This is a genomic window from Clostridium fessum (assembly GCF_027698965.1).
In the GTDB taxonomy this organism is placed as follows: domain Bacteria; phylum Bacillota; class Clostridia; order Lachnospirales; family Lachnospiraceae; genus Otoolea; species Otoolea fessa.
The window spans coordinates 78,148-104,424 of sequence record NZ_JAQEQF010000002.1 but is presented as its reverse complement, the minus strand read 5'-3'; the positions used below and the strand labels follow the sequence as shown (position 1 = coordinate 104,424).

Annotated in this window: 21 protein-coding genes; all 21 read right to left on the bottom strand. The window is 51.3% G+C overall.

Annotation, left to right across the window (positions count from 1 at the left end; all coding sequences use genetic code 11):
* Positions 1-6 precede the first annotated feature (6 nt).
* A complete protein-coding gene (gene mutS / locus PG862_RS03160) occupies positions 7-2,649 on the bottom strand; it encodes a DNA mismatch repair protein MutS (RefSeq protein WP_106999844.1) in 2,643 nt (880 codons plus the stop codon).
* Positions 2,650-2,751: 102 nt separating this feature from the next.
* Positions 2,752-4,029 carry a L,D-transpeptidase family protein gene (locus tag PG862_RS03155; RefSeq protein ID WP_118491366.1) on the bottom strand — a complete coding sequence of 426 codons (1,278 nt, stop codon included), beginning with the start codon at positions 4,027-4,029 and terminating at the stop codon, positions 2,752-2,754.
* 13 nt (positions 4,030-4,042) lie between these two features.
* Complete coding sequence (gene miaB / locus PG862_RS03150; protein WP_333523587.1) at positions 4,043-5,410, bottom strand: tRNA (N6-isopentenyl adenosine(37)-C2)-methylthiotransferase MiaB; 1,368 nt, start codon at positions 5,408-5,410, stop codon at positions 4,043-4,045.
* A gap of 355 nt (positions 5,411-5,765) precedes the next feature.
* Positions 5,766-6,344, bottom strand: a complete 579-nt coding sequence (locus PG862_RS03145; protein WP_117795338.1) for a 5-formyltetrahydrofolate cyclo-ligase — start codon at positions 6,342-6,344, stop codon at positions 5,766-5,768.
* A 16-nt stretch (positions 6,345-6,360) separates the two neighbouring features.
* The gene (locus PG862_RS03140) at positions 6,361-6,588 is read right to left on the bottom strand and encodes a DUF896 domain-containing protein (RefSeq protein ID WP_022359502.1); all 228 of its coding nucleotides are present in this window, start codon (positions 6,586-6,588) and stop codon (positions 6,361-6,363) included.
* 90 nt (positions 6,589-6,678) lie between these two features.
* Positions 6,679-8,319 (bottom strand): NAD(P)/FAD-dependent oxidoreductase, encoded by a 1,641-nt coding sequence (locus PG862_RS03135; protein WP_270706462.1) that lies wholly within the window; start codon positions 8,317-8,319, stop codon positions 6,679-6,681.
* Positions 8,316-9,560 carry a BaiN/RdsA family NAD(P)/FAD-dependent oxidoreductase gene (locus tag PG862_RS03130; RefSeq protein WP_118637381.1) on the bottom strand — a complete coding sequence of 415 codons (1,245 nt, stop codon included), beginning with the start codon at positions 9,558-9,560 and terminating at the stop codon, positions 8,316-8,318. Before PG862_RS03130 ends, PG862_RS03135 begins: the two co-directional genes overlap by 4 nt.
* A gap of 84 nt (positions 9,561-9,644) precedes the next feature.
* Positions 9,645-10,022 carry a hypothetical protein gene (locus tag PG862_RS03125; protein ID WP_106999838.1) on the bottom strand — a complete coding sequence of 126 codons (378 nt, stop codon included), beginning with the start codon at positions 10,020-10,022 and terminating at the stop codon, positions 9,645-9,647.
* 75 nt (positions 10,023-10,097) lie between these two features.
* Positions 10,098-11,909, bottom strand: a complete 1,812-nt coding sequence (locus PG862_RS03120; protein WP_270706459.1) for a putative polysaccharide biosynthesis protein — start codon at positions 11,907-11,909, stop codon at positions 10,098-10,100.
* Positions 11,890-13,014 carry a DUF3048 domain-containing protein gene (locus PG862_RS03115; RefSeq protein WP_270706458.1) on the bottom strand — a complete coding sequence of 375 codons (1,125 nt, stop codon included), beginning with the start codon at positions 13,012-13,014 and terminating at the stop codon, positions 11,890-11,892. The genes PG862_RS03120 and PG862_RS03115 overlap by 20 nt, the downstream gene beginning before the upstream one ends.
* An 82-nt stretch (positions 13,015-13,096) precedes the next feature.
* A complete protein-coding gene (gene ybeY / locus PG862_RS03110; RefSeq protein WP_022359625.1) occupies positions 13,097-13,594 on the bottom strand; it encodes an rRNA maturation RNase YbeY in 498 nt (165 codons plus the stop codon).
* On the bottom strand, positions 13,591-14,625 hold the full coding sequence (locus PG862_RS03105) for a PhoH family protein (protein ID WP_270706456.1): 1,035 nt from the start codon (positions 14,623-14,625) through the stop codon (positions 13,591-13,593). The genes ybeY and PG862_RS03105 overlap by 4 nt, the downstream gene beginning before the upstream one ends.
* Positions 14,600-15,889, bottom strand: coding sequence for a sporulation protein YqfD (locus tag PG862_RS03100; protein WP_182426207.1), 1,290 nt, complete (start codon positions 15,887-15,889; stop codon positions 14,600-14,602). Before PG862_RS03100 ends, PG862_RS03105 begins: the two co-directional genes overlap by 26 nt.
* 9 nt (positions 15,890-15,898) lie before the next feature.
* On the bottom strand, positions 15,899-16,171 hold the full coding sequence (locus PG862_RS03095) for a YabP/YqfC family sporulation protein (protein WP_118293687.1): 273 nt from the start codon (positions 16,169-16,171) through the stop codon (positions 15,899-15,901).
* A gap of 62 nt (positions 16,172-16,233) precedes the next feature.
* A complete protein-coding gene (locus tag PG862_RS03090; protein ID WP_270706455.1) occupies positions 16,234-18,111 on the bottom strand; it encodes a DUF6020 family protein in 1,878 nt (625 codons plus the stop codon).
* 97 nt (positions 18,112-18,208) lie between these two features.
* A complete protein-coding gene (gene rpsU, locus PG862_RS03085) occupies positions 18,209-18,385 on the bottom strand; it encodes a 30S ribosomal protein S21 (protein WP_003504099.1) in 177 nt (58 codons plus the stop codon).
* 137 nt (positions 18,386-18,522) lie between these two features.
* The gene (gene alaS / locus PG862_RS03080) at positions 18,523-21,165 is read right to left on the bottom strand and encodes an alanine--tRNA ligase (protein ID WP_022359620.1); all 2,643 of its coding nucleotides are present in this window, start codon (positions 21,163-21,165) and stop codon (positions 18,523-18,525) included.
* A gap of 182 nt (positions 21,166-21,347) precedes the next feature.
* On the bottom strand, positions 21,348-22,190 hold the full coding sequence (locus PG862_RS03075; RefSeq protein WP_270706454.1) for a lysozyme inhibitor LprI family protein: 843 nt from the start codon (positions 22,188-22,190) through the stop codon (positions 21,348-21,350).
* A 252-nt stretch (positions 22,191-22,442) separates the two neighbouring features.
* Positions 22,443-22,916, bottom strand: a complete 474-nt coding sequence (rnhA, locus tag PG862_RS03070) for a ribonuclease HI (RefSeq protein WP_022359619.1) — start codon at positions 22,914-22,916, stop codon at positions 22,443-22,445.
* A gap of 33 nt (positions 22,917-22,949) precedes the next feature.
* Positions 22,950-24,557, bottom strand: coding sequence for an MBL fold metallo-hydrolase RNA specificity domain-containing protein (locus PG862_RS03065; RefSeq protein ID WP_117795317.1), 1,608 nt, complete (start codon positions 24,555-24,557; stop codon positions 22,950-22,952).
* 208 nt (positions 24,558-24,765) lie between these two features.
* On the bottom strand, positions 24,766-26,241 hold the full coding sequence (spoIVA, locus tag PG862_RS03060; protein ID WP_106999830.1) for a stage IV sporulation protein A: 1,476 nt from the start codon (positions 26,239-26,241) through the stop codon (positions 24,766-24,768).
* Between the last annotated feature and the right edge of the window lie 36 nt (positions 26,242-26,277).

The following is a 26,277-nucleotide window of genomic DNA, read 5'->3' as shown; positions in this document are numbered from 1 at the left end:
TCTTTTTTACTGGTGCATCCACCGGTTTTTCAGCTTCGCTTGCAGCTTATCTAATGTATTGAGCGCATCCAGCGGAGACATCCGGTTTACTTCCAGTTCCATGATCTCCTTGATGATATCGTCCTCATTGACCGTGTCAAAGATCGACATCTGCTGCAGATCTACCTCGTCCGGTTTTGCCACCTTTTTGCGCGTCTGGGTTCCCGGACCATTTTCTGCAATCTCCTTCGCACGCGCTGTAATGTCGGCATCGCTCAATTCTTCCACCAGTTCTTTTGCCCGATCGATGACCGGAGCCGGAACGCCTGCAAGCTTCGCCACCTGGATGCCGTAGCTCTTATCGGCGCCACCCTTCACGATTTTACGCAGGAAGACGATATCGTCGCCCTGTTCCTTGACCGCAATACAGTAGTTGTTGACGCCGCTTAAGGTTCCTTCCAGCTCTGTCAGTTCATGGTAATGTGTTGCAAACAGCGTCTTAGCACCCAGAATCTTCGTATTACTAATATACTCCACAACCGCCCAGGCGATCGAAAGGCCATCGAAGGTACTCGTACCGCGCCCGATCTCATCGAGAATCAGAAGGCTGTTTTTCGTCGCATTCCGCAGGATATTCGCAACCTCGGTCATCTCCACCATGAAGGTACTCTGACCGGATGCCAGATCGTCCGAAGCGCCCACACGGGTAAAAATACGGTCGCAGAGACCAATATCCGCCTCATCCGCCGGGACGAAGCTTCCGATCTGCGCCATCAGCGTGATCAGCGCCGTCTGACGCATATAAGTTGACTTACCAGCCATGTTCGGACCGGTAATGATCGAAATCCGGTTCTTTCCGTTGTCTAAATATGTGTCATTGGCGACAAACATCTCGCCGCCCATCATGCGCTCTACGACCGGATGACGTCCGTTTTTGATGCGGATGATGCCCTTTTCGTTGATATGAGGTTTCACGTAATTGTAACGCGTCGCCACCACCGACAGAGACGCCAGCACATCCGTCATCGCGATCGCACGGGCGGTACTCTGAATCCGGTTTACCTCGCCCGCGATCTGGTCGCGCACCTGGCAGAACAGATCATATTCCAGAGAAACCAGCTTGTCCTCGGCGCCGAGAATGATATCTTCCAGCTCTTTCAGCCGGTCGGTCGTATAGCGCTCTGCGTTTGTCAGGGTCTGTTTACGGATGAAATAATCCGGCACTAGATCCTTAAAGGAATTAGTCACCTCAAAATAGTAGCCAAATACCTTATTGAACTTGACTTTCAGGTTTTTGATGCCTGTCTTTTCACGCTCGCTCTGCTCTAACTGTGCCAGCCAGTCTTTTCCTTCTGTCTTTGCATGACGCAGACGGTCTGCCTCCTCATGGTAGCCTTCCTTGATGATGCCGCCCTCGCGCACCGTGATCGGCGGCTCTTCCACGATCGCCTTATCAATCAATTCCTTCAAATCTGCCAGCGGATCCAGAGCGGCTTCCAGGTTTTTAAGCAGCTCGCCTGAAAACTCCTTCAAAATCTGTTTGATATACGGAAGCATCGCCAGTGAATTGCCAAACGCGATGAGATCGCGCGGATTTGCCGTCCGGTAACTGATGCGTCCGATCAGACGTTCGAGATCATAGATCGGATTCAGATATTCGCACAGCTCCTCACGGCTGATATAGTTCATGTTCAGCTCTTCGATCGCATTCTGGCGGCGCAGGATCTCCTCCCGGCTGATGAGCGGCTGCTCCACAAGTGTCCGCAGCATACGGGCGCCCATCGCCGTTTTCGTCTTATCAAGCACCCAGAGAAGTGTGCCCCGCTTCTGCTTTTCCCGGAGCGTCTCAGTAAGCTCCAGGTTCCGGCGCGTGGACGTATCCAGCATCATAAACTGTCCGGTCGTATAGACAGTCAGGCGCGTCAGGTGTTCCAGTGTATTTTTCTGCGTCTCATACAGATACTGCAGGACAGCGCCCGCCGCAATCGCGCCCGTCTCATAGTCCGCCAGTCCCAACGCTTCCAGGTGCTCTACATGAAAATGTTCCCGCAGGATTCTCCGGCAGGAATCATCAGAAAAGAACCGATTTTCAAGTGCTGAGATCACGGCGTTTAACCGTACTTTCAAGTCCTCTAAATCGATTCCTGACATGTAAAAAGCCTCGTTGCAGATAAGCTCCGACGGCGAAAATTTATAAATTTCATCTAACAGACTGCGCTCGTTGCGAACCTCCGTCACAAGATAGTCGCCCGTGCTGACATCAACCGTCGAAACGCCGAATACACCGTCTATGTATACAATTCCCATCAGGTAATTGTTTTTTGATTCCTCCAGAACCTGTGAATTTGTCAGGGTTCCCGGCGTCACCACCCGGATTACCTCCCGCTTTACAAGTCCCTTTGCCTGTTTCGGATCCTCCATCTGCTCTGCGATGGCGACCTTATAGCCCTTCTGGACGAGACGGCTCAAATAACCCTCTACGGCATGATAAGGAACGCCGCACATAGGCGCGCGCTCCTCCAGTCCGCAGTCTTTTCCAGTCAGGGTAAGTTCCAGTTCTTTCGAAACAGTCTGGGCATCCTCAAAAAACATCTCATAGAAATCGCCAAGACGATAAAACAGAATACAGTCCGGATACTGTTTTTTCGTCTCCAGATAATGAGTCATCATTGGTGAAAGTGCCACAATTTACCTCTCTTCATCGCGATCCGCCCGTTTTCCGGCACTTCACTCATCTGAATGCCAGACCGGACAGACCGCTGTCGTTTTATTTTAGTTGAATTTCGGATCCGTCGGATCCCAGGTCTGCTGATCGGAGATCGGTACCAGCTCCGGCTTATCAAATGGAGATGCTACATTGGCATCCTCGTATACCTGTACAGGCGTTCCCAGATGGCAGTTATCATATACCCACTTGGAGTTTCTACAGTTCAGGCGTACACAGCCTAAAGAACGGGAAACACCCAGACCATTATAGCCGACGGTCAGAAGGTTATTCTCATTCGGGGTTGCGTATGTAATCGAATGGAACAGGAATCCCTGTGTGATACGGGTTGCATACTGGGTGTAAGTATCATTTACCATCAGTCTCCAGCGATATTTCTCCGGTGTCTTGAAAGTTCCAATCGGCGTATCATCACCGACGGAGGTCAGCATCGCTTTCACCGGAATAATATATCCGTTATTGCCGTCTTTTGCATAAACCGTCAGGCAGTTCAGTGTCTTATTTACCTTCAGGAGATAATCGGACTGCTTGCCAATCAGGCTGTCTACATCCTGAACCAGACGACCGCAGGAGTCAAAGTAGAACTTGTAACCATCGATATACTGCCAGCCGGTCTTTGCGTAGCCATTTTCAAAATAATAACGTACAAAGTCATCGGAAAGCCAGCCGTTATATACGCTTCCGTCCTCATTGAACATAACCGTTGCATTTTCTGCTACGCTCAGTCTGCTGGAAGCAGCTGATTTGTAGCGCGGTGCTGCACTCTGCGGACCTGCGCTTCCCTTCGGAACTAATACGACTTCAATCGAAAGGATCTTCTCGCCGATATCCACGGTACCAGCCACTTCGCCGTTCTTCGCATATCCCATCTTGCCCTGACCACTGGATGTAACGCTATAGTAAACATCGTACATCTTCTCAGCCTGACCGGAAAGCTGAATCTGGATCGCCTCTACCCAGCTTCCAGAACCAACCACACCGGTCTGGATGCCGTCATGGTACCACCACAGATAACCGCCTGTGTTGGTATATGCACGGTAGGACACGCCGCCGATCCCCTCAAAGTTTTTCAAATCCATCGCAAATGCAGAAATATCGCCTTCCGCATTATACAGATAATTGACGCCGACATGAAGTGCCGTGTTCTCATCCTGCTGCCCGGTTCCCTGGTTGAACTGCTCTGCCGATGTTGACGAACCGGTGTTTGGCATACCGACTGTACCGTTTGCAATGTCATCTGCCGGTCCTGCATATGCGACGGAAGCACTTCCTGCCAGCATGAAGGCTGACAGCAGAACCGTCAATCCTTTATAATGCTTTTTCATAAATTTATCCTCCTTAATCTACCAGGGATCCCATATAGTAAAATCCCTTGGATTCCTTCAGATATACTTTAACAATTTTACCAATCAGCTCTTTTCCACCTGGGAAATGAACGATTGTGTTATTGGACATACGTCCGGTTACCAGTCCCTCCACGTGACTGTCCGGTTCCTCCACCAGAACCTCCTGCACCGTATGGACATCTCGTCCACAGACCTGTGCGGAAATCGCCTGTACCTCTGCGAGCAGACGGTCGAAACGTTCTTTGACAACTTCTTCTGGAACCTGATTTTCCATCGCTGCCGCCGGAGTTCCGGTGCGCTTCGAATAAATAAAGGTAAATGCACTGTCGTAGCGGACTTTCCGCACAACCTCCAGTGTCTCCTCGAAATCTTCCTCCGTCTCTCCCGGAAATCCAACGATGATATCCGTCGTCAGGGAAATATCCGGTACCGCCTTGCGGATGCGCTCTGTCAGTTCCAGATACTGCTCCTTCGTGTAATGGCGGTTCATCTTCTTTAGGATCTCGCTGCTGCCCGACTGAAGCGGCAGATGCAGATGGCGGCAGATCTTCTTGGAAGATGCCATCACTTCGATCAGCTCATCCGACAGATCCTTCGGATGGGAGGTCATGAAACGGATCCGTTTAAGCCCCTCAATCCGCTCTACCCGGCGCAGAAGTTCTGCAAAGGTAATTGGAGATTCCAGGTTCTTTCCGTAGGAATTGACATTCTGCCCTAACAGCATGATCTCCACGACGCCGTTCTTAACCAGCTCTTCAATCTCACGGATGATGTCCTCCGGCGCACGGCTGCGCTCGCGTCCGCGCACATACGGGACGATGCAATAGCTGCAGAAATTGTTGCAGCCAAACATGATATTAACGCCAGACTTAAATGTATATTTGCGCTCCGACGGCAGATCCTCAACGATCTTATCAGTTCCTTTCCAGATATCGATGACCATCTTCCCCGTCTCAAAGCGCTGTTCCAGCAGCTCTGCCAGTTTATATACATTGTGTGTGCCGAAAATCAAGTCCACAAAGCGGTAGCTCTTCTTTAATTTCTCTACAACCTCCGGCTCTTGCATCATGCAGCCGCAGAGTGCGATCATCATGTGCGGATTCTTTTTCTTGAGACTGTGAAGATACCCTAAACGTCCATACACGCGCAGGTTCGCATTTTCACGGACTGTACATGTATTGTAGAGGACGAAATCCGATTCCTCACTGGTTCCTTCCACAAATCCTGCTTCCAGCAGAATACCGAGAAGCTTTTCTGAATCGTGTGCATTCATCTGACATCCAAACGTCGAGATAAAGCAGGTCAGCGGACGCCCCAGTTTGTCCGAAATCTCCTGTACCTTCTGGCGGCAGAGTGCCATATAATACTGCTGGCGCTCCGGTTCCTGCTGCGGTACACCGCCCACCGGAATCTGACATTTGTCAGACACAAACACGCCTGCTGCGGATTCGGACGAATCGTTTGTATGTAAATCCATAAATTGTATTGCTCCTTACTATTCTTTCATTATCCTAATAATCCTAATATTTCATACATTAGATAATATTACTATATGGCGCTCATTTTCGCAAGTCCCATTCCTGCCAGAATCCTTTCCAGTTTCTTACAAAATATTCCGGTTCATGTATCTGGAAGCAAAAACAGAGTTTACCACACGGCTGCTCTGTTCCTGTATGCCTTTGATATGTTTCTGCTTCGCGCGAGTGCGCCAGACATTACAAAACTTTAATTGTCTGCTCCGGTGTCACAATATATGCCATTTTTTTATCGTGCTTTTCGGTTTCAAATGCCGGAAACAACTGGAATCCATAGCAGAGTCCCACCGCCATATGGTCCGGTTCTGCCGCAAAAAAGCGGTCATAATACCCCGCCCCATAACCGATGCGGTTTCCGTCCTTGGAAAACCCCACGCCAGGCGTGATCACCAGCGCTTTCGGCGCATCTGCCTCCTGACATCCGTCCGCCGGTTCCGGGATGCCATATGCCCCCGCCACAAGCTGGCTCCGATCTGTGACATAGAAAAAACGCATCTCACGCCCAAACACCCGCGGCAGCGCTACCCGGCAGCCGCGCTTTAACAGCTCGTCAATCAAATATTCTGTACTTGCCTCACCGCGCACACTCGTATAGGCATACACTGCCGTCCCGGCTGATGGAAAGAGGGGGTGGAGACGTTCTAACAACGCCTCATCCCATCGTTGTTTTTCTTCTGGCAGCAGAGTCCGGCGTTTTTGAAGGACATATGCGCGAATCTCCTGTTTTGATATCTGCGATCCAGATGAATGAATAACCATCTCTTCTACCCTTCAATTAATTCTTCGTATCCGTAACGCCGCCGTATTTCTTACCCAGATCCGTAATAGAACCGTCTTTCTCTTTAATCAGTATCGAATTTAACTGTCCTCGCATATTTCCACGGATTGACTCAATGTACTCCTTCCGAAGCGCTGCCTGCTCTTTTTTCTCTTCTTCGGTCAATCCAACTGCCTGGCTCTTATGATATAACGTATTAATACGGTCAATTCTTTCCTGTTTCATCTATCATTTCTCCTCTTATAATGCTTGTTTCTTCGCAGCTACAGGCAGACATCCTTACTATAAAGCCTAAAGCCGCTGAACCATTCTCTCTCACAATTTAATTTTGGGGATAGCATACTTCGTGATAATTGCCTCTGCCGTCTTCATCCCATCCATCGCCGCCGAGGTAATGCCGCCCGCATATCCAGCGCCTTCGCCGCATGGGTAGATGCCCGCGATCGTGCTGCTCTCCATCGTCGCGTGGTCACGCGGAATCCGCAGCGGCGAGGAGGTCCGGCTCTCTACTCCGGCAAAAACCGCATCCTCACGGTCAAAGCCATGAATCACATGTCCAAAATGTTCCATTCCCTCTAACATCGCTGCCGAAAGCGCTTCCGGCAGCACCTCCCGCAGATTTCCAAATGCAAACTGCCCTTCAAACTGTGGTGTCACTGCTCCAAATCCCGTTGAAATCCGGTTTTCCCGGAAATCTCCATAAAGCTGTACCGGGATTTTTCCGCCGCCGCAGCGGTATGCCGCTTCCTCCAGCTGACGCTGGAACGTCACGCCGCCAAGTGTGCCCGGCTGTGGAAAATCCTCCGGTGTAACGGTCACAATCAGGGCGCTGTTTGCGTTTGCACCGGCACGATCATGGTTGCTCATGCCGTTGATTGCCAGCCGTCCCGGCTCTGAGGATGCATCCACAACAAAGCCGCCCGGACACATACAGAAAGAATATACGCCCCTGCCTCCGGAGGTCTGTGCCGTCAGCTTATAGCTGGCAGCCCCCAGATTCCCGGCTTCTTCCCGTCCGTACTGGCTTAAGTTGATCTGCGTCTGTGGGTGCTGGATCCGCAGTCCCACCGCAAATGCCTTTGCCTGCATGTCGAGCGGTTTCTCTGCCAGCATCGCAAACGTATCGCGGGCGCTATGCCCGATCGCCAGCACCAGTGCCGATGCCGGAATCTCCTCCACCGTCCGTACTGCCTCCGACGTGCCTTTACGGGCACTGACGCGGATGGAACACAAATGACCATTCTGTGTCTCAAAGTCCTCCAGACGGCAGCCAAACCGTACCTCACCGCCCAGACTCTCTATCTCACTTCGAATATTCTTTACCACCGTCCGCAGAACATCCGTTCCAACGTGCGGCTTGTTCACATAGGTAATCGTCGGATCCGCGCCCGCCTGCGCCAAGATTTTCAGCACTTCCTTATTCCGCCCAGACGGATCCTTGACCAGCGTATTCAGCTTTCCATCTGAAAACGTACCGGCACCGCCCTCGCCGAACTGCACATTGCACTCCGGATCCAGCGTTCCATCTGTCCAATAGCGTGCAACCGCCTTTGCACGGCTGTCCGCATCCAGCCCCCGTTCCAGAATAAGCGGGCGATATCCGGCACGCGCCAACATCAGACCACAAAACATACCTGCCGGACCAAAGCCCACGATTACCGGTCGTTCCCGAAGCGGCTCTATTCCCGGATCGGGCAGGCGGTACGCCTCTTCCTTTCGGATCTGCACATTTACACTGCGCGCACGTTTGACAATCGCCGCCTCTTTCCCTGCCACCGCAACATCTAATGCATATAAATAGTACAGATCTGGCTTTTTGCGCGCATCCAGAGACTGGCGCACCAGCTCCACCGACTGTATCTGATCTGCCGATACTCCCATCATTTTGGCAGTTTTCTTGCGAAGATCCGCCTCACTGTGGCTGATCGGCAGTTTTACCTGATTTACTCGTATCATTTATCTGACTCCCTTCCAGCACATTTTCCAGCTGCTGCACCGCTGCTCCACGCCCACTGGAGATTATAACCGCCGCAGATGCCATCGACATCCAGAATCTCCCCGGCAAAATATAACCCTTTTACCTTCTTCGATTCCATCGTCTGTGCGTCAACCTCGCGCACATCGACGCCGCCGCAGCAGATCTGTGCCTGTTCAAAGGAATTTGTACCGTTCACGCTGACCTCAAACCGGCAGAGCAGATCCCCCAGCGTCTGAATCTGTGCCTCTGTCAGGCTGCCAACCGTCCGATCTGGCCGGATTCCTGCCTGTTTTAAAAACAGAGCTGCCAGTTTTTTATGTATCCAGCCGGAAAAAAAGTCCTCCACCTGCCGTTCTTTCAGGCGCTCACTCCGCTCTTTTAATATCCGACGTGTCTCCGTTTCCGGGCATTCCGGATAAAAATTGAGTACCGCCCGTACATCCCGTCCCTCATCGAGCGAGCGCGCCGCAAAGCGGCTGACCTGGAAAACCGGAATCCCCGAAATACCATAATCCGTAAGCTGCACCTCGCCCTTGTCCTCCGCCAGCTTTCTGCCATCGCTGTAGAGTATCACAGAGGCATCCGCGCGTACTCCGGCGAGCTGTTTAAAGAACTTTTCCGGGCAACGAAGCTGAACCAGTGCCGGAAGCGGCTTGATGATATGGTGTCCCAGCCGTTTCGCCAGCTTATATCCGCTTCCATCCGAACCTGTACCCGGTGCCGCCTTGCTGCCGCACGCCAGAATCAGCGCCTCGCCTGAAAAGCTCCCCTGGGACGTTTTCACTTCAAACCGACGTTTTGCATCTTCGCGCAGCGTGATCGAGAAAACATCACATTCCGTCACCACCTGAACCGACTCCCGCGCAAGTCCCAGACGGAGTGCATCTAAAACAGCGCTTGCCTGCCCGGAATATGGATACAGATATCCGTCCCGTTCCCGCGTCAAAACGCCGAGATCCTCAAAATATTCCAGTGTCATCGGAAGCGTAAACGTCCCAAGCGCCTTCCATGGAAAATCCGGCTGACCACTGCGGTAGCAGAACGGCTCCTGCAAACGGTTTGAAAGGTTACAGCGTCCATTGCCGGTAGACAGGATCTTCTTGCCGACCCGGTCTTTATGTTCCAGCAGAACCACCTGTGCGCCCTCCCTGGCAGCAAAAATGGCAGCCGTCATTCCGGCTGCTCCCGCTCCCACTATGATTACTTTATTCTGACTCATCCCTATTTCCCTTCCTGACCGTTTGCTTCGTACCGTTCATACGCGGACTTTCTTCTTTGTTTTTTGACTGTATTATAATCACATCTAACTGCTGAAAGACTCCAGATAGTGAAACACATCCGTCATTGTGTCGAACCAGACTCCTTCCAGCAGTTTTTCCTGTTCTTCCACGGAAAATTCTGAGAGCGGCATATGGGTCTGGAAACAGACTTCGCCGCTTGTTCCGTCAAAGATAAGCAGCATCCCATCCTCCGCCGTCAGACAATAGCCGGATTGTTTCTCCGCCACTTCCGGTTCCGGGTTCAGAACCGCATTATTCTCCGGCATCCGCTCTGACTCATACACGCGCCCCGGTACCGGTTCCGCCCGCCGTGGACGGTACCACCAGAGCCCTGCCGCCAGAAGCAGAAGCATTGCAAAACAAAAAAGCGCCGCAAACAGTATTCCCTGATATTTTCTCATAATAAGGATACCTCCTGTTGTGTATCCTTATTATTCACTTTTTTCTAAATTTTAATCATAACTAAATTTCTAACCCTACATCAGATGCAGCTTCCGGCAGATGCGTGTGAGTTTCCGTCCCATCGGCATTGAATACATCTCATCTTCCTCGATACAGTGCAGCTTGATAAGAAGCACGCCATATACCGCGACCGCCACAAGCACCGCCAGCAGCGTTCCCAGCACATTGCTGTGGATCACCAGCGTAACCCCACGGTACACGCCATATGCCGCCGCGCCCATAAATGCTGCGCTGATCGCCGGCAGCAGGAAGGTCTTGACCATCTCCTGGCGGTAACCGAGTGTGTTGCGGATCGCGATCGCATTTAAAATGCACATAAAGAGCGCAAATAAAATACTTGCAAATACCATACTGTAGATACCCATATTGAAGATCATCAGCATAATATACAGCGCAATCACGTGTAATGCCAACGAAATCAGGGCGTTTTGCACCGGAACATTCATCCGGTTCAGTCCCTGTAAGATTGCATTGGTAACCGTCGAAAGCGACAGGAAGATAACGGCTGAAGCGCCAATCATCATCATACGGATCGCTTCCGCATTGTTGCCGCCCCGGAATAACAGGTTATTGACCGGCGCTGAAAGTACCGTCAGCCCCACCGCCGACGGAATCGCAATCAGCATAGCAAACCGGATCGCAAGGGCTGTCTTCTCAATCGCCGCCATTCGGTCCTTACGCGCTATTGCACCGGACAGCGAAGGAATCAGCGACGAGGACAGTGAGTTCGCCATCGCAAGCGGGACATGTACCAGCAGCATATATTTGTTGTTGTAGATACCCCAGAGGGCTAAAAACTCTTTGCCGCGTCCCAGCGACTCCATGCCGTGCGCCATGATACCGTTGTCAATAACCGAGTTAATATTGTAAACACCCGAGCTTACGATAACCGGAATAACGGTAAAGAAGAAGATTCTCGAAATCTGACGGTAGGAATCCACACTACCGCTCCGATCCTTGGCAATCCGCCGTTTTGCCGTCGGACGGTAGAGTAAAAACAATACCAGCACAAATAACAGGGCTGCAAACGCGCCGCTTCCTGTGCCGATCGTACCGCCTGCCGCGCCAAATGCCTGTGCATATCCATCTTTTCCATATACTTTCGCTGTATCCAGTCCCACCTTGAAAAGGACGCTGGCGGCCATCACACTGATAATCGCGTTGACCACCTGCTCCAGGATCTGGGAGATCGCCGTAGGAATCATCGTTCCATGTCCCTGGAAATAACCGCGCAGTACGCCCAGATACGCCATGATCCAGATCGTTGGCGCAAGTGTGCGGAGTGCATACACGCAGAACGGCGTGTTAAACAAGGTCGTTGCAAAAAAGCCTGCAAAATTCCAGGTAATAAAGCATGCCAGACCACCTACGACCGTCGCATAGACAAGCGCCGCCCGCAGAACACGGTTCATATTGCGGTACTGCCCTTTCGCAAGGCGGGCCGCTACCATCTTCGACACCGCCAGAGGCAGACTGTACGATGAAAGGATCAGCATGATATTATATACGTTGAATGCCGTCGAATAATATCCCATGCCCTCATCGCCGATGATATTCGTCATCGGAACGCGGTACAGAATACCGATCAGACGCACAATGATACCGGCAACTGCCAGGATCGTACCCTGAATGACAAAATTTTCTTTCCTCACCGGAACCGCTTCCGGCTTCCGGCTGCTTCCTGACCGGTTACGGCTTCTGCCCGCACTTTCCCGGCTGCCTCCGGCTGCTTCTTCTCTACGTCCTGCCGTGCGCTGCCGGCTGATTATCTCTCTTTCTGTCTCTTCCCGCATTCCGGGTTTTCTTCTACTCCGTCTGTTCTCCATAGAATTCCGCCTTATCCATACGGTCATTCGGAAGGATGCAGACCCAGGTCTTGCCCGGATTCAGCTTGATTTCCTGACCGTCCATATCGTAATACTTTGTGACGCCGTAAGCGCCGTCTTTTTCCCAACGAATCAGAATGCCGTGTCCATTTGTAAAATAATACCCCGTCGCCGGTGTATGGACATCGATATCCAGATATTCCGTTGGTTTATAATATTTCCACAAGCAGTATTGGAAAATAATATTTTTAACCGCTATCTGTCCTTCATCTCCCATATGCGGACCGCCATACTGATACCGGTAGTACAGCCCGTCCTCCGGGTGATACTCAAACCAGGGATTGCTTAACTGATAACCTGGCACTACTTTGGCCGCTGCGATACCATCCTCAAAGCACACCGGCGCACTCTCCGGCGCAAAAGTATAATGCCCCTCATAGCTCTCCAGATATGCATCCGCATAACCGCTCGCCTCGATCGCCTGGCGCAGCTTTGGTCCCGATGCATAGGCATTGTGCGGGGTCTTCCGATCCTTGGTCCGGAAATACGCAGATGCCCCATTGCCTTTGATTCCATCTAAATGTTCCATCTGCTCCAGATACGGAAGTGCAAACGTATTCTGCCCATAATGTGCATAGACCGCCTCAAATTCCCTTGCAAAAAAAGTATAGTATGGGCGGCAGCTCCGGACGGAACCGATCCGGTCCAGATCGTCATAGTCCTCTATCAGTGCCATATAGCGGTTCATGCTGCCTTCCACCGGTGCCTCATAGACCACTCCGGCATGGTTAATGCCATACTGCGGAAGCGCCGCCTTGTCATTGCTCATCATGATTGCGAGCGGACGGCGGTTCGCCTTTGCGACATCCGTCCATTCCCCGGTCAGATAACTCTGTATCTTCCCGTCTTTTTCGCAGCGTTCCTCCGGCTCTGCTTCCGGCTGCGTTTCGGCCTCCGGCTCCGTATTTAAGGACAGCTCACGTGTCTCCTCCTGTGTCTCTGTTGCCGTTACCGATATTTCTTTGTGAGCCGAACAGCCTGACAGCCAGCAGACTGCCATCAGAGTCAGTGCCAGTGCCCTTATTTTCCAACTGCTTTTTTTCATTCCGTACTTCCCCCATCACATCCCCATATGCCTCATTTCCCGAATGGGCTCTCCCCTTTCCCTCCGGTTCTTTTCCTTGCTTTTAGCGCGTATACCCTTTGCCAGCCAGGATTTCCTCCTGTTTTTTCTCCATCACAAGGCGTTCGTCATCTTCCATATGATCGTAACCGCACAGGTGCAGCATACTGTGTGCCACCAGGAACGCCAGTTCGCGCTCCTTAGAATGACCGTATTTCTCCGCCTGCTCGTCTACCTTGTCGATCGAGATCACGATATCGCCCAGAAGAAGTTCGCCCGTCTCCGGGTTAAAATAGTCCTCTGACTGCTCTTCCAACCGTTCAAAATCGGACGGCACATCGTAATCACCCATCGGAAAAGAGAGGACGTCGGTTGCCCGGTCGATTCCTCGGAATTCCTTATTAATACGATGAATCTCCTCATCATTTGTCAGGACTACATTGACCTCCGCCTCATACGGGCATTTTTCATAATCAAGCGCCGCAACCACGATCTCCTCGATGATCGGACGGTAATCTATCTCCCACTCCCGCTCTGCTTCATATTCGATCTGGATTGTCATCTGTTCTTTCTTCCTCCATCTTTCCGGTCACGCGTCCCGGAACTATTTCTCCGGAAACCGCGGGACGCATCCGCATCTTTTTTCTCATACGCATCGTATGCCTCTACGATCTTCTGTACCAGCGGATGGCGGACTACGTCGCTGCTGGTCAGATAGCAGAAACCAATATCGTCAATTTTCTTGAGTACATGAATCGCCGTATCCAGTCCGGACGTAGCCCCGGCAGGCAGATCCTTTTGCGACTGGTCGCCCGTCACGATTACCTTGGAACCAAAGCCGATACGTGTCAGGAACATCTTCATCTGTGCCGGGGTCGTATTCTGCGCCTCATCGAGAATGATGAACGCATTATCCAGGGTACGACCACGCATGTACGCAAGCGGCGCCACCTCAATCAAGCCCTTCTCAGAATTGTGCAGGTAACTTTCTGCCCCCATAATCTGATACAGCGCATCGTAAAGCGGACGCAGGTACGGATCGATCTTGCTCTGCAGATCGCCCGGCAGAAAACCCAGTTTTTCCCCCGCCTCGATCGCCGGACGCGTCAGGATGATCCGGCTTACCTCGCCACTCTTAAATGCCTGTATCGCCATCGACATCGCCAGATACGTTTTTCCGGTACCCGCCGGACCGATGCCAAATACAATCATCTTCTTGCGGATCAGGTCCACATACTGTTTCTGTCCCATCGTCTTCGGTTTGACCGGCTTGCCCGTGATCGTCCGGCAGATGATATCCTTATCGATCTCGAGAATCTGATCGTCCTTCTCCGTGAAGGACAGCGACAGGGCGTAATCAACATTCTGCTCGGTAATGGTATTGCCGCGCCTGGAAAGCTCTAACAGATTGTTGAACACACTCTTCGCCTGCCGGATCGCCTGCTCCGGACCGATGATTTTCAGCGCGCCGTCGCGTGTGATCATCGTCACGTGCAGCGTCCGCTCAATCTTTTTCAGATACGCGTCAAACTGTCCGCATACATTCCGCTCATGCTCCATCGGAATATCAATCATTGTCTCTATTATGCTCATTCCTTTGCTGTTCTCCTTGTGTCACAACTTGAATCGGCTCCTCCGTCTGAAGCCGTACCTCAAAATGGCAGACTCCGCCATTTATTAGTATTCTACCATCACTTGCCATAATATGTACACCTTTTTCGCACAATTTTTCTTCCGTCTCCTTTTGAAATGCCGCTGACAGCGCCGCAAGCTCTGGTTCTGTATACCTTTTTTCGCAGACAGACGTCTCCCGGTACTCACTCCACCCGACAGAAAGCGGCAGATAAAAATCAAGCGGGAGCCGCAATTTCCGGTACTCCGTCCGGATCGTCCAGGCAGGTTTCATCCGCCTGCTTCGTCTGAAAAAGCCCCACTGCTCCGCCATATCGAATGTATGTTCTATCATATCATAAAATTCTGGAATTTTCCAGTAAAATGTGTGTGTTCCTGCTTCCAAAGCAATTCCGTATCGTTTCTTTCCCGTTTCCGTCCGCATTTCCCTCCAGAGCGGAAGCTCCTTTCTCCCGACCCGCTCCCGGATCCCATATATATCCGCATCCGCCCGCACCCGGTAAGAGGAAATTTCTTCGCCTCCATCATCTGTGATAGGCACCGTTCCCGACACCAGAAGCTGCCCCTTTTCCACCGTATCTCCCGCCTGCACAAGCGGGATTCCGCTCCGGACGACTACCGACGTGATCCGCGCGTCTGATGCCGCCGCCAGATCGCACGCCTCGCCGGACTCCACTTCCTGCCGGATCGGAACCTCGCTCTCCCGCAGGCGGATGGAAAGGCGCGTCCCATGCAGGCGCACCGACACCCAGGTGATATCTTCAAATGACTCCCGCAGTTCTTCCTCCAGCCTCGCACAGGAAATCCGCTTCTTGGGAATTCCCTCTTCAATCTGCAGCGTCTGGAGGTAATGATTCAGCTCACTTTCGGTATAACGCCGGTTTCCGCTCCAGTCGATCTCCCAGATAAATTGTGCCAGAAACAATAATAACAGAAAAAAAAGGACGAAGCTGACCGCCCACCCTTTCCGTTTCCGGTTCCGCCAGAGAAACACCGGCAGCCCACGCTTTTCAACGATATGCAGACGGACTCCCGCTTTTCTTGCCAGTGGCGCACACCGCTTAAAATCGCGGATTTCCATATAAAACAGCAGATTTGCTTGCTCTTTTTTTACCTGCCAGACATTTAAACCTGCCAGTGTACAGAGATTCAGGAATCTCTCCGGGGAGGTGCCGCGCATGTTAAGCCGCACTATCCCATGTAGAAGGTGTCTTACCTTCGCCATACTCATTCCTCACAGCACCCCAAATTCGACAGACACAATCTGCCCCGTGACCCGCAGATTATCGCGGTCATAATACTCAATCGAAAGCCCCTTCCCCTTGATAGTAAGCCGGGTGTTCTTTCCCGTCAGCCGCAGCATTTCGTCGGAAAAAAAGAGAATGCTCCTGTAATTTTCCACCACAGCCGCCCGACTGCCGGTAAAATACAGAAGCATCTCTCCGAGAACGACGTCCTCCGGCAGATGGAGCGCCGAAACGATCGCTTTTTTCTGTCTGCCAAACAAGCGCCTACCGCCTATTTCATTGTTATTATCTAATATATGTAGGAAAGCAGAAACTATGCCGTTTACCGTTTTCCCGTCAAACCCACTATCATTTCCAGCAGCCGCGGCACACAGTAAATCAACGGCAATGCATACCGCAGGGAAACCACCGGTCCCAGCAGAAGCGTTCCCCAGCAGCCCAGCAGAAGCATCATCGGAAGGATCTCATACGCCCGGCGCTTCCAGACTGCAAATCCTGCCGCAAACAGCATCAGCCAGAACGGAAATGCCTGATTGAGAAGCACCGACAGCATCGGAACCGACTGGAATGCCGGTGTCAGCGTTGCCTCCCTCAGCCAGTCCGAAAGCGCCTGAAAATGGCTGTTCCGCGTGATATGCAGGATATTTAAATCATCTTCCAGGTACGCCCCGTCGTATAAAATATAGCTGATCCAGTACTGATTGTCTCCTATATACCAGTACCCCCAGTTTCCCATCAGAAATGAATCCAGATAGATATCCGGATGGCGCTTCCCGATTTCCGCCCAGGTCCGCACGAAACGTCCCATATCTGCCTGCATCACTTCCGTATGAAACCCATTTTTCACTGGATCCGCATTGACACGGACATACTCACTGAGCGCCTGCGGATCAATCAGCGTCTCGATATATTCCTTTTCCTCCGACGTCAATTCCTCCGGAACTTCATGATACATGCGCGCCAGCTGCTGCATCGGCACGCACAGCATCTCCCTCGCATCGCCCTTTCCCACGCCGAACGCCGTTGGAATCGGACCGGATAAAACATACCATAAAGCTGCCACCAGCAGAGATGCCCCGATAAACCAGTTTCTGCGATACACTTTTTTTCGTAAAAACAGGCAGACTGCCAAAACAAAAAACAGGAACACATAGATTCCCTGATTTCGGAACAGGCACATGAAAAACACACTCACAAAAAAGAGCAGCCAATCACCCGACTTTCCCACTTCTTTCCGAGAACCTGTTCCGTTCGGATTTTTCTCTTTATCCAGCTCTCTTTCTTTATCCAAATCCTCTTTCTTCTGGCACATTCCCCGCCAAAAATGCTCCGGATCCTCCGCCAGACAACATGCCGTATCAAATGCCAGCAGGAAAAATGCGCCAAAGAGCACATCCTTCGTCGTGACAAAGGAAAAGACCGTCAGATACGGATTCAGAATCCAGAACGTCCACGAAGCGACGCAGATCCATCGCGGTGCCCGCCGCGCTTTCATCCGGCACAGACACAGGGAAAAGACCGCACTCATAAAAAACGACTGCGACAGCGCATACAGCGCCATCCCTGCCTGATAGGTATGGAACAGACGCCCCGCAATCTTCATGCAGAGTCCCAGATATAGCGTGTGAATTAATGGATGGTGAGTTGTCAGCGGCAGTTTTCCATAAAACTGAAGGAGCTGCGCGGACGCATCGTAAGAATAAATGCCCGGATAAACCGCCAGAAAAACCGGAAGATAGACGCACCAGGAGAGAAACATCCATTTCAGCCATGTCCCCAAATCCGAATTTTTCGCTGCGCGCTGTTTCGATTCCCGTCCCTGGCTTTCCACATCGCGGCTGCTTCCCTGGTCTTCGCAGTCTTTCCCCCTCCGTGCTTGCGTCCGTTTCTGGCAACTGTTCACAGGCAGGAATTTTCCGAACTGAAAATCCCGTATCTCAGGCCAGCCACGCCCCAAAGCATCCAGTCCCACACAAATCGCCCAGACCATCACCGTCATACACACCACCCAGCCCGCCAACTGTCCCAAAAACTGACCCGCCGTCCGGTAAATCAGCTCATTGCGGCTGTAACGGATTCCCAGAAGAATCATCAGCCCCATCAAAACACCCAGCACAAGGCTGACTGCTGCCAGGCGCCGATCCGCAATATATTGTTTCAATCCCTTTCCCCGTCTCTCATTTTCCTGCTTCTCTCTCATGCCCCTCACTCCATCATCCGCCACATCGCATTTCTTCTCTTTCTCCTATTGCACAAAAAAGTCCTGGTTCATATGAAAACCAGGACTTTTGCGTTACTTAATTGTATTTGCGTTTTCTAGCAGCTTCGGATTTCTTTTTACGACGAACGCTCGGTTTCTCGTAATGCTCTCTTTTCCGAATCTCCTGCTGGATACCAGCCTTAGCACAGTTTCTTTTGAATCTGCGTAAAGCGCTGTCCAGACTCTCGTTATCTTTAACGATTACATTTGACATAGCTCACACCTAACCTCCCTCCAGTTGTGTAATAAGTGCATATTAATACAACTGTATGGGTATTTTTTTAGCACTAAAAAGATTATATCATAAAAAAATGATACGTCAACAACATTTTACATTTTTTTATGATTTTTTTATTTTACTTGCTCTGCTACTACTTCTGCCGCTTTTTCAAGGGCTGCTGCAATACCAGACGGATTCTTTCCGCCAGCCTGTGCCATGTTCGGACGGCCACCGCCGCCGCCGCCGACAAGACCTGCGATTGCTTTGATTAAGTTTCCAGCATGTGCACCCTTCTTCATCGCACCGTCAGTTACAGAAGCCATCAGGCTTACCTTGCCATCCAGAGTAGATGCAATCAGAACAACGCCGTCGCCCAGCTTCTCTTTCAGCTGATCGCCCAGATTACGCAGACCGTTCATGTCTACATCCTTAACCTCAACTGCCAGCAGCTTCACGCCGTTTACATCCTGTACCTGGTTCATAACATCGCCCAGAGAGTCGTTCGCCAGCTTACTTTTTAACTTCTCGTTCTCTGCGTGCAGAGTCTTGATCTCCTCTAACATGGACTCAATCTTGCTGCTCAGTGCCGCCGGAGTGGTCTTTGCCAGTTTCGCCGCCTCATGCAGCTCATTCTCTACCTCTTTGTAGTGGTTCATCAAACCGGTGGAGGTCAGCGCCTCGATACGGCGGACGCCTGCTGCAATACCAGCCTCAGAGAGAATCTTGAAGGATGCAATTGTGCCTGTGTTGGATACGTGCGTACCGCCGCAAAGCTCGGTGGAGAAATCCCCCATCTTGACAACACGGACTTTCTCGCCGTACTTCTCGCCAAACAGTGCCATCGCGCCCGTCTTCTTTGCCTCATCCAAGGACATAACATCGGTTACAACCGGCAGGGATGCTGCAATCTCATCATTTACAATCTTTTCAACCTTCTCTATCTCCTCTGGAGTCATCGCAGAGAAATGAGTAAAGTCGAAACGCAGACGGTCACGGGTTACCAGGGAACCAGCCTGCTCTACATGGCTACCAAGTACGGTACGCAGCGCTTTATGAAGCAGATGAGTTGCGGAATGGTTGCGGGAAGTCAGTTCACGGTTTTCCTTGTCAACCGACATGGTTACTTTTTCTCCCACCTCGAACATACCCTTTACTACAACACCGACATGACCGATCTTGCCACCCTGTAAATGAATGGTATCTTTTACTTCAAACACAGAGCCGTCCGGAGCGGTAATCTGACCGAAGTCACCCTCCTGGCCACCCATGGTTCCGTAGAACGGGGTTTCCTTGGTAATAATTGTACCAGTCTGACCGTCAGTCAGTGCCTCTACAATCTCATCCTCGGTCGTCAGAACGGAAATCTCGGATTCCGCTGTCAGACGATCATAGCCGATAAACTCAGTTGTAATAGCCGGATCGATGGACTGGTATACCGTAACATCCGCGCCCATATAGTTAGTCGTCTTTCTCGCCGCTCTCGCCTGTTCTTTCTGGCGTTTCATCGCTGCGTTGAAGCCGTCCTCATCGATACCGAGGCTCTTCTCCTCGAGAATCTCACGGGTTAAGTCGATCGGGAATCCATAGGTATCGTAGAGCTTGAATGCGTTGTCGCCGGACAGCACTTTTTCGCCCTTCTTGTTCATATCTTCTTCCATATCAGCAAGGATCGCAAGACCCTGATCAATGGTCCTGTTGAACTTATCCTCTTCCTCCGAAAGAACCTTGAAAATCATCGCGCTCTTCTCTTCCAGTTCCGGATAACCATCCTTGGAAAGGTCGATAACGGTGCGGGACAGAGCTGCTAAGAACTCACCCTCGATGCCAAGTTTTTTGCCATGGCGTGCTGCACGGCGCAGAAGGCGGCGCAGAACATATCCGCGTCCCTCGTTGGATGGCATAATGCCATCGGAAATCATGAAGGTGCAGGACTTGATATGATCCGCTACAATACGCAGAGAAATATCGGTCTCATGATCTTTCTGATATTCGGTATGTGCCAGCTCGCAGACACGGTCTAACAGAGCTTTGTTGGTATCAACCGTAAACAGGGAATCTACATCCTGTACGATCACTGCCAGACGCTCCAGACCCATTCCGGTATCAATGTTCTTGTGCTCCAGCTCGGTGTAGTTGCCGTGACCGTCGTTGTTAAACTGGGAGAATACATTGTTCCATACCTCCATGTAACGGTCACACTCACAGCCTACCGTACATCCCGGTTTGCCGCAGCCGTATTTCTCACCGCGGTCATAGTAAATCTCAGAACACGGACCGCACGGACCAGCGCCATGCTCCCAGAAGTTATCCTCTCTGCCAAAGCGGAAAATACGCTCTGCCGGAATACCCATCTCTTTGTTCCAGATATCAAATGCCTCGTCATCGCTCTCGAACACAGACGGATAGAGGCGATCCGGATCAAGTCCGACAACCTCGGTTAAAAATTCCCAGGACCAGTGAATCGCTTCCTCTTTGAAATAATCACCGAAGGAGAAGTTGCCAAGCATCTCAAAAAAGGTACCATGACGGGCAGTCTTACCGATATTCTCGATATCGCCGGTACGAATACATTTCTGACAGGTACATACTCTTGTTCTCGGCGGAATCTCCTGACCCGTAAAATATGGCTTTAACGGAGCCATACCAGAGTTGATAAGCAGAAGGCTGTTATCATTATGCGGAACCAGAGAGAAACTCTTCATTGCCAGATGTCCCTTGCTCTCAAAAAAGTCTAAGAACATCTTTCTAAGTTCGTTCACACCGTATTTTTTCACGTTGCTTCCTCCTATAGTTACTTCTATTTAAGTAAAATTTTCCTCATTCTTTATATCCTATCATAGGAATTTACATTTCGCAAGAGGTTTATCGGTACAAAAAGTGTACAAAAAGTGTGCAAAAATGGGACCCTTACCACAATTCTATATGCCGCAAAAGTCCCATTTTCTAATTTTTTTCACTACTCTGCCGGAAGATACGATTCATACAAATCCAAAAGCTCATACGCCCGATCCCGCGTTGAATTTGCCAGCGACGCCGTGTACTCGACATTTTCCATCGTGCCGCCCTTGTAACGCTCCGCCGCCTGTTTCGCCGCCGTATCACGTTCCCGGATCCATCTGCGTTCCCGACCACGCAGCGTGTCTGTCTCCTCGTCTGGAAGCACCGCCATGATTGCCTGATAAATCTGATTTAATTCGGCATCCCAGAGCCGGTACTCATACGCAACCGCCTCCCGCATCGCGTCGGTCGTATTCGCACTTCCCGAATTTTCCAGGTTTTGAATCGTATTCTCGATCTCGCCCAGCCGGTTCCGGTAATCTTCCGCTGTCCGGTCCGAGCCTGCACCTGTCCCGGAGGACGCGCCTCGCGCAGGAGATACAATTCCATTTTCAACCGGGGACACAACCGCCCCTGTATTCACAGAATGATCCGACTCATCGCCCGCGCTCTGCTTCTCTGCCGCCTTAGCAGCCGCCCGATTATCTGCACGTTTTTCCTTTTGTTCACCTAAAGACTGGACAGAAACATCTCCTTCCGCCTGCATACAGGCTCTATCTTCTGTCCCCACGCTTTCCGCATGCGTCATTTTTTTAGAAGATGGCTCCGGCGTATCCTCCGCCAGACCATTTTCCGCTGCTTCCGCCGCAAATGGTTCCGCCTCATACATCGCCTCCGGTCCGACCGTCAGACTTCTCTCACTTCCCGCCTGCTCCCGGATATAACGCCGCGTTGCCGCCGTCGTCACAATCCCCAGCACCAGAATCAGACCGAGGGCAGCGATCATTCCTTTATTTTTCAAATTACTCTCAACCGCCTTTGCTATTCCTGTTCACTTGATAATTTTAAAATAGCACATTTAAGACGGTTTGAAAATAGATGATCGAAAGATGTAAACATATCGTAAGGGTTGTTATAGTAACTGCTCACAGGTAGGAATTTTCTGAACTGAAAATTCCGTACAATACAGTTCCGGATGCAGATTTTGCCGATTTGGAATGCGAAGCATCGGCAAACTCCTGTTACTGGGCACACATGTGTGAGCAGTAACGAGCTATACCCCCGGATCCACCATCAGCTCGTCCCCATCCGCCGCCGAAGTAGCCAAAAAGTCACATCTCTCATTCTCCGGATGCCCATTATGCCCCTTCACCCAGAAAAATGAAATCTGATGGGGTTCCTTGGCAGCGAGCAGGCGCTTCCATAGATCCACATTCTTAACCTCCTCATTTTTGCCGCGTTTCCAGCCCTTTTTGATCCAACCCTCGATCCAGTGCTGGTTAAAAGCGTTGACGAGATACTGGGAATCTGAATAGAGTTCGATCTCGCAGGGGCGGTTGAGCGCCTCGAGACCGGCGATAGCTGCCATCAGCTCCATACGGTTGTTCGTAGTTCGTTTGTAGCCGCCGGAAATCTCTTTCGTGTGCAGTTTTCCTGCCGGATCTACATAGTGAATGACGGTTCCAAATCCGCCCGGACCATCTGGATTGCCGCGGGCGGCGCCGTCTGTGTATATAGTTACTTTCAAGTCAGAAATCTCCTTTATGTCTATTATTGAAGCTTAGCGGTCCCACTTATCGCAGAGCGAGTTGATCTGGTCGGCAAAACGTGCTAAATCTTTGTTCGCCCCGCCCTCGTTATGCATAACAACACGGCGCAGGCGGTCGCAGGCTGCCAGCAGGCGGGCAAATACACCAGCCGCTTTCTTCGTTGCTTCGTTCACTGCCGGTTTCTGAATCGGAATACCCTTCGTAACAGTCACGAAGCATCCCTCTTTCAGGTCGTAGGAACTGCCGGAGAACGGAGCCATCGCATTGATGCCGTAAGTTTCCTTGACCGTCTCTGCAAATGCATCGCACACTGTGTCATCGCCGTGTACCACGAAGACCTGGGACGGTTTTTCCATAAAACTGCCAACCCACTCCAAAAGCCCGGTCTCGTCCGCATGGCCGCTGATGCCCTCGATCTTCTCGATCCGTGCTTTGACCTCGATCGACTCACCGAACAGCTTCACTTCCTCGCGTCCCTCAATAATGCTGCGTCCCAGTGTGCCGACTGCCTGATAGCCAGCAAACAAAATCGTACACTCCGGTCTCCAGAGGTTGTGTTTCAGATGATGGCGGATACGACCCGCATCACACATGCCGGCTGCCGAGATGATAACCTTCGGTTCCTCGTTGAAGTTGATTGCAACGGAATCGCTGCTGGTGATCGAGAGATGCAGACCCGGGAAAGAAATCGGATTGATGCCCTTTTTTACCAGCTCCTTCGTCTCTTCATTGTAGCAATCCATCATATTGTCCTTGAACACGCCGGTCGCTTCCACCGCCATCGGGCTGTCTAAGTAAACCGGAAATACGCCGTGCCCAGTTACAAGGTTCTTCTCCTTGATAATACGGATGTAATTCAACACTTCCTGCGTTCTGCCGACCGCAAATGCCGGGATCACGACATTGCCGCCCTTATCCAGCGTCTCCTGAATCACGCGGGCAAATTCTTCCACGTGATCGCCTGTATTCTTGTGGAACCGACCGCCGTAAGTACTCTCCATGACAACATAATCCGCCTGACGGATGTACTGCGGGCTGCGGATGAGCGGCTTGTTTTTGTTACCGATATCACCTGAAAATACAATCTTCTTGGAACAATCGTCTTCCTTCATCCAGATCTCGATCGAAGCCGAACCAAGCAGATGTCCCACATCGACAAACCGAATCTCCAGATTGTCATTCAGACGGATAATCTCATTGTAATTGCAAGGGACAAAGTGATGCAGTACCCCTTCTGCATCGTTCATCGTGTAAATCGGTGTCACCTCCGGTTTTCCGGCACGCATGGCTTTCCGGTTTTTCCACTCCGCTTCTGACTCCTGGATATGGGCGCAATCTTTCAGCATGATATCACACAGATCGCAGGTCGCGCGCGTCGCCATAATCTGTCCGCGGAATCCCCTCGCATAGATAAGTGGAAGCAATCCCACATGATCGATATGGGCGTGCGTCACCAACACATAGTCCACATCCGAATACGGAATCGGAAGTTCTGCATTTTCATACTTGTTGATCCCCTGTTCCATACCGCAGTCAATCAGAATATTCAGCCCGCATGCCTCCAGAAAATGACAGCTGCCTGTAACCTCATGATCCGCACCGATAAATGTAAGCCTCATAAAATCAGCCCCCTGTTCTGTCGTTTATGTTTCCGCATACCCCTTGCGGAAAGTGTTTTTGCTATTAGCCTCATTATAACTGATTTCTGACAATTTTGCAATTTCCCCGATAAAGTTTCGATAAAATTTTCATAAAATCACCTTATCTGTCCCACATTCCCATTCCAGACAACGCACCATTTTCCCAACAAGAGCCAGACCTATTCTATTATATAATAATACAGATCATCCCCCCATTGCTGTCATTGATGATTTTCTGCAGCGTATCCTGCAGCTTCACCTGGCAGTCCTCAGTGAGCTGGGAGATCTTCGCCTGAATCCCGTCATCGACGATCTGGGCGATTGATTTTCCAAAAATATTGGTTTCCCAGATGCCTTCCTCACCTTTTCCGGCATTCTCCCGGATGTATCGGATCAAATCCTCTGCCTGCTGTTCATTTCCCACAATCGGCGCGATCTCCGTCTCAATCTGCGCCTTGATGAGATTGATGGACGGCGCCTGCGCTTTCATTTTGACTCCATATTTATTGCCGTGGCGCACCACCTGCGGCTCATCGAGGACGATCTCCCCGCGTTCCGGCGTAACAACCCCATAGCCCTTCTTGCGCGCCTGCGTGAGCGCCACGGATGCCTTTTCATACTCGCTCTGCATCGACGCCAACCGCTTCAAGGTCTGCATCAGCTGGTACTCGCCCTCGATCGGCATTCCCACATACTCGCTGAGGATCTGATAATAATGCCCGTCGTCCAGCTCGACCACCGCCTGAACGCTGCCATCATCCATTTTCATTGATACAATCCGGATCCGACGGATCGCTTCCCCGGTTTCCTCCGGCAGCGCCAACGCCACATCGCGCATATGTACCGTCCGATCCATCATCCCCCGGACTGCCTGTATGACCTCCGATTTAAGCCAATGGCTGTTTGGCAGAATCTCCAGCCATTTCGGAATCGAAAAATCGATCTCCGTGACCGGGAATTCCAGAAGCACCTGCCCCAGAATCTCCCGGATATCCTCGGCGCGCAGCTGCTCACAGTTGACTGGGAGCACCTGCACCTCATATTTTTCGGTCATCCGGGCTGCCAGCGCCCGCGTCTCCTCCGAATATGGTTTCTGCGAGTTTAAAAGCACCAGAAACGGCTTTCCCAGTTTTTTCAGTTCCTGCACGGTCTTCTCTTCCGCCGGAACATAATTCTCCCGTTTCAACTCCCCGAAACTGCCGTCCGCCGTAACCACAAGCCCGATCGTCGAATGATCCGTGATGACCTTGCGCGTTCCCAGCTCGGCTGCCGCTGTAAATGGGATCTCCTCCTCATACCACGGCGTCCGCACCATGCGTTCTTTCTCGTTTTCAATATGACCGGCAGCGCCCTCCACCATGAAACCGACGCAGTCGATCAGGCGGACCCGCACCTCCACACCGTCCCCAAGCGAGAGCTTTGCCGCCTCTTTAGGGATAAATTTCGGTTCCGTTGTCATGATCGTTTTCCCCGCCGAAGACTGGGGAAGTTCATCCCGGGCGCGCTCGCGGGCATGGACATCTTCCAGCCCCGGAAGGACGAGAAGTTCCATAAAGCGCTTAATAAAGGTCGATTTCCCTGTCCGAACCGGACCAACCACCCCAATATAGATCTCGCCGCCGGTTCGCGCCTGGATATCGCTGTATACATTAAAATGATCCATAAAAATACCCCCTTGGTCTGCTGATACAATGTATTC